Genomic DNA, 4,908 nt, shown 5'->3' on the forward strand with positions numbered 1-4,908 from the left:
TTCGGTGGTCATATGGTTGGACCCTTTCTGGAAACGGCGATATCCACGCGGAGGTGGTGAGCGGAGCTGGCCCTACAGGACTACCGACAGGTTGTCGATAGGCAACGTCGAGTGATCGAGTAACACCTCGCGCCGAGCGAGCCGCAGCGAATCGTCGGTGCGGCGCAACACGTCGACGCGTTCGGCCGAGAGCAACTCCCACCGGCCGCTGTCTCCGCGGCTGCGGAAGAACAACAGATTCGAGCGCACGGTCAACTCATCAGCCTCCGGTCCGGCAGTCGTGCGGATGTTGGACACGAAGTGCCGGGTCCGCGACCGAGGTGACTCCGCCCACGAGAAATCCGTCTCGCCGCGAAGGACCCGCATCTCCAAGCCCGTGTAGTCGTCGTTCCAATGCGCGATCGCGCCCACCCAACCCGCGGAATCCTCACGGGTGGTGCGCACCGGAACCACATACCGGATGTCGGGGTCGAGCAGACCCAACCATTCCCGGAACTGCCCCCCATCGAGTAGCTCCGCCTCCCGGAACATGAACTCCTCGACAGCCTCACGGGTATCCCGATCGACCGCGACCGCGTTCATCACACCGAACTCCTCGACCAGACCATCAACACTCACTCTCTATTCTGCTGAACAGATGTGTCCTCCGCTGTAGAGAATGTAAGCTACGTCTCACCGGGCCGTCAAGACAACATCTCCAAATGGGCAACGACCAAAACGGCTCCCACAGCAAGCCCCGCGGCGCTCGCAGAACCAGTCGCACGGCACACGTCGTCGACAGCCAGCGAACTTGCAGACGAAGCCGGAGGTATCGCGCGGTCGTCGCCGTGGTTGGCGGAGGCTTGACAGCGGCGGCGGCCCTTATAACGCGCACTGTCGGTGCGAGCGCTACCGGTGTGTTCCTCGTCGAGGCGTGGCAGCACACGCACGTCTATTGACCGCGCTCGCTGAAATTCCCCACTGAGGCTCATCGAAATTCCCCACCTGTGTGGCTCCGCCGAGAAGGGCGGGCCTCCCTCGATGCTGCTGGTGTCTGACGCCAGTAGCTGTGTCGAAGGAGGCCGGCTTTCTCATGCTCACATGGGAGGACGACATGGAAGTACACGCCCTACGAAAACGTGGTTGGTCGATCTCTGCGATCGCCCGTCACACCGGCTTCGACCGCAAAACGGTCCGCAAGTATCTGGCCGGCGACACCGAGCCCGGCGTGCGGGCCCGGCCGGGCCCTGACCCGTTCGAGCCGTTCGTCGACTACGTGACCGCCCGACTGGTCGAGGACCCGCACCTGTGGGCCCGCACACTCTTCGACGAACTCGAAGACCTCGGCTTCCGGCTGTCGTATCAGAGCTTGACCCGCAACATCCGCACCCGCAGTCTGCGCCCGGCGTACGAGGCCTGCCGCACCGCGGCAGACCGGCCCAACGCGGTCATCGCGCACCCGCCGGGTGAGGAAACCCAATGGGACTGGCTGGAATTGCCCGATCCACCCGCATCCTGGGGATGGGGGAAGAAAGCTTTCCTGCTGGTCGGCTCGCTGGCGCATTCGGGCAAGTGGCGGGCGGTGCTCTCACCGTCGATGGATCAACCGCACCTGGTGGCCGCCATCGACCGCATCGTGCGCGGCCTGGGCGGGCTGACCCGCATCTGGCGGTTCGACCGGATGGCCACAGTCTGCGACCCAGGCTCGGGCCGGGTGACCGCCTCGTTCGCCGGGGTCGCCAAACACTACGGCGTCTCGGTAGCGATCTGCCCACCGCGACGCGGTAAGCGCAAAGGTGTCGTGGAGAAGGTCAATCACACTGCCGCGCAACGCTGGTGGCGCACCCTGGCCGACGACCTGACCGTTGAGGCGGCCCAGGCCAGCGTGGACCGCTTCGCTCGTCTGCGAGGTGACACCCGGATCCGGGCCACCACCGGCGGGCGCTCCTCGGTCGCCGTGGTCGCCAAAGCTGAGCCGCTGGTCCCGGTACCAGTGACGCCGTACCCGGTAATCGTGTCCGAGTCCCGAACCGCGTCACGCCAAGCCCTGGTGTCCTACCGCGGCAACCGCTACTCGGTGCCACCGGAGTTGGCCGCCGCCCAGGTCACCGTCAGCCACCCCATCGGTGGCCAGTACATCGACATCGCCACGATGACCGGCGTCGTCGTGGCCCGCCACCACCGCGCCACAGACGGCCTCGACTCATGGTCCGCGACAGCGGCCACATCATCGCCCTGGACACCGCGGCCATGGCCACCGCCACGACCGGCCGACCGCACCGCCGCAAGGAACGCATCCCACCCGGTGTAGCCGCCAAAGCTGCTGCCGCCCAACTACTCCGGACCACCACCGCCAACACCGTGGCCACCGAAAGCGTGGCCACGGCAACCGATTCCACAGTCATCGACCTGTCCGCCTACGAGCGGGCCGCCCAGCGAAGGACCATCCAATGACACCCACCCCACGCACCCCAAAAACCACCGCCACCCTTGAGGGCCCGTCGGCGGCGGCCAGCCGCTATCAGCAGTTGCGCTCGCATCTGGCCGAACTCAAACTGCACGCCGCCGCCGAAGCCCTCCCTGCAGTCCTGGACCAAGCCAACGCCGAAAACCTCTCACTCACCGTCGCCCTGGAGCGGCTGCTGGCCGTGGAAGTCGACGCCAGCACCGCACGAAGGCTGGCCGGACGGCTACGGTTCGCCTGCCTACCCACCCCGGCCACGCTGGCCGACTTCGACGTCGATGCCGCCGCCGGCATCGACCGCAAGCTCATCAACGAACTGGGCACCTGCCGCTACCTTGAATCAGCGACCAACATCCTGCTCATCGGCCCACCCGGGACCGGCAAAACCCACCTCTCGGTCGGACTGGCCCGAGCAGCCGCCCACGCCGGCTACCGCACATACTTCACCACCGCCGCCGACCTGGCCGCCCGCTGCCACCGCGCCGCCATCGAAGGACGCTGGGCCACCACCATGCGCTTCTACGCCGGCCCCACACTGCTGGTCATCGACGAGCTCGGCTACCTGCCACTGCCCGCCGAAGCAGCATCGGCACTGTTTCAGGTTGTCTCCCAACGATATTTGAAAACGAGCATCGTCATCACCACCAACCGCGGAGTCGGCGCCTGGGGCGACATCCTCGGTGACACCACCGTCGCCGCAGCCATGCTCGATCGCCTCCTGCACCGATCGGTAGTCATCAACCTCGACGGCCAACCGGTCCTTGCAACACCGGGTTATTGGAGGGAGCGTAGCTGCTCCTCGAACACCTCGGCAGGTGTTTTCCAGTCAAGGCTTTTGCGGGGTCGGTTGTTTAGCGCGAGAGCGACTGCTTCGAGGTCTTCTGCGGACCACCGTGAGAGGTCGGTGCCTTTCGGGAAGTATTGGCGCAGTAGCCCGTTGATGCTTCTATGTCAAGCGGCGGGCTGATACCGGGTGATGTGGTGTTGCCAGGACGCTTGGTCAGTGGTCATCGCCCGGTGGACGACGTCGACGAGGTGGCGTTGCAGGATTCGTCGCGCTCCGCGGGTGCCTTTGGCTGGCGTGTGGCGAACGAGTATTTCTTGTGCGGCCGGGTTCCATCTCTTCTGGACGATGGCGGCGGTGTAGAGCACGCTGTTGAGTCGGCGGTTACCGCCGCGGTGGAGTCGGTAGCGTTCCTTGTCGGAGGAGTAGACCGGAATCGGCGCGCAGCCCGTGTAGCGGGCCAGCTTCGCTGAGGTGGAAAACCTTGTGATGTCACCAATTTCGGAAATCAGTACCGCTGCCGAAATGTGACTGATGCCGGTGACCTCGAGGAGCGTGGGTGCGAGCGGGCTGACGAGGTCCTTGATCGTCGCATCTAGATCGTGAACGCGCCGGTTGGCGTCGGCAATCTCAGCGATCATCTCGACGAGGGCCTTGCGAATATGGATGCGCAGCGGCGCCGTGTCCAGCCGTGCGATGAGTGCGTTCAGCGCTTTGGTCCGCGACAAGTCGCCTGGAGTGTGGTCGAGCCAGACGTGCAGTTGTGCCTTGAGCTGGTTGATCACCATGGTGCGGCGTTTGATGACATCGGAGCGGTAGTCGACCAGCATCCGCAGCTCCCGGACGTGTTCATCAATGCGGTGTCGGTCCAGATCGGGAGTCGCGATCACGGCGTGGGCGGCAGCCGCGGCATCAGTGGGATCAGACTTGGAGCCGGTGGCGGCGTGCAGCTTGCGGTGTGCGGCGGTCAGACGGCTGGGAACCCAAACCACCTCATGGCCGGCCAATAGCAGGCCGTCGGCCAGTCGGCGGGCGAACCCGCGACCGTCCTCGATGGCCCAGGTGACTGGTGTGTTGCCAGTGACCGCGCGAATCCACTTCAGCAAGTTGGTGATCACCAGTGCGTCGTTCTTCACTGTTAATGGTTGGCCGATCCGCCTGCCGGCGGCATCCACGGCCACTGCGACGTGAACGTGCTTGTGCGGGTCGATCCCCACTGTCACCATTATGTTGTCCTCTCGTTCTGTATTGCCGACGACGGGAACAGCGGCGAGGGCCCTAATCGAGGGACAGACCTATTGCGAGTTGACGGCTCAGCAGGCTTCTATCAAGTCACTCCCGATCAGGGTTCTCGCCCAGTGGGCAGCTGTGGACAAATCAACGGAAGGCCTCACGGCACGTGTTCTCCGAGTCACCCAGCTGGCCCCGGCCAGAACCCTCTCCCGTCGAAGGGATCCCGGCACGACTCAGTGTGAACCAATAGGTGTTCTCGTTTGTCGGCCGTTGCCAGGGCGAGTGGGGGTCGGCGAAGAACACCTTCGTGCCCGTCGCGAGAGCGAACTGGGCGTGGCCGGACAGTTCTTTGCCGCGGTCCCAGGTGAGTGTCTTGCGGAGCTGTTCGGGAAGCTTCGTCATTGACGCTATGAGTGCGTCGTTCATCGCGACGGCGCCGTAGCCGCCC

The 4,908-nt window shown here is 64.9% G+C and carries 2 protein-coding genes and 4 pseudogenes; 2 read left to right on the forward strand and 4 right to left on the reverse strand.

The features are described from left to right. Positions 1-72: 72 nt before the first annotated feature. On the reverse strand, positions 73-582 hold the full coding sequence (locus tag J3476_RS21380) for an aromatic-ring-hydroxylating dioxygenase subunit beta (protein WP_013470361.1): 510 nt from the start codon (positions 580-582) through the stop codon (positions 73-75). Between the two features lie 490 nt (positions 583-1,072). On the opposite strand from J3476_RS21380, the pseudogene J3476_RS21385 reads away from it, so the two are divergent. Further along, positions 1,073-2,433 (forward strand): annotated as a pseudogene (locus J3476_RS21385) (transposase). Then, positions 2,430-3,197, forward strand: a pseudogene (istB, locus tag J3476_RS21390) (IS21-like element helper ATPase IstB); the annotation flags it as partial. The pseudogenes J3476_RS21385 and istB, both read left to right, overlap by 4 nt. A 20-nt stretch (positions 3,198-3,217) precedes the next feature. Here istB and J3476_RS21395 read toward each other — a convergent pair. The 3 genes and pseudogenes from J3476_RS21395 to J3476_RS21405 all read right to left on the reverse strand — a co-directional run. Next, positions 3,218-3,394, reverse strand: a pseudogene (locus J3476_RS21395) (transposase); the annotation flags it as partial. After that, on the reverse strand, positions 3,395-4,453 hold the full coding sequence (locus tag J3476_RS21400; RefSeq protein ID WP_207068367.1) for an IS110 family transposase: 1,059 nt from the start codon (positions 4,451-4,453) through the stop codon (positions 3,395-3,397). A 256-nt stretch (positions 4,454-4,709) separates the two neighbouring features. After that, positions 4,710-4,908: pseudogene (locus J3476_RS21405) on the reverse strand (transposase); the annotation flags it as partial.

This window comes from Mycobacterium sp. PO1, from assembly GCF_017312405.1.
In the GTDB taxonomy this organism is placed as follows: Bacteria; Actinomycetota; Actinomycetes; order Mycobacteriales; family Mycobacteriaceae; genus Mycobacterium.

Bases quoted from the DNA above. Each gene is read 5' to 3' on its own strand.
- J3476_RS21380 (WP_013470361.1), bottom strand. From the start codon at position 582: ATGAACGCGGTCGCGGTCGATCGGGATACCCGTGAGGCTGTCGAGGAG.
- J3476_RS21400 (WP_207068367.1), bottom strand. From the start codon at position 4,453: ATGGTGACAGTGGGGATCGACCCGCACAAGCACGTTCACGTCGCAGTG.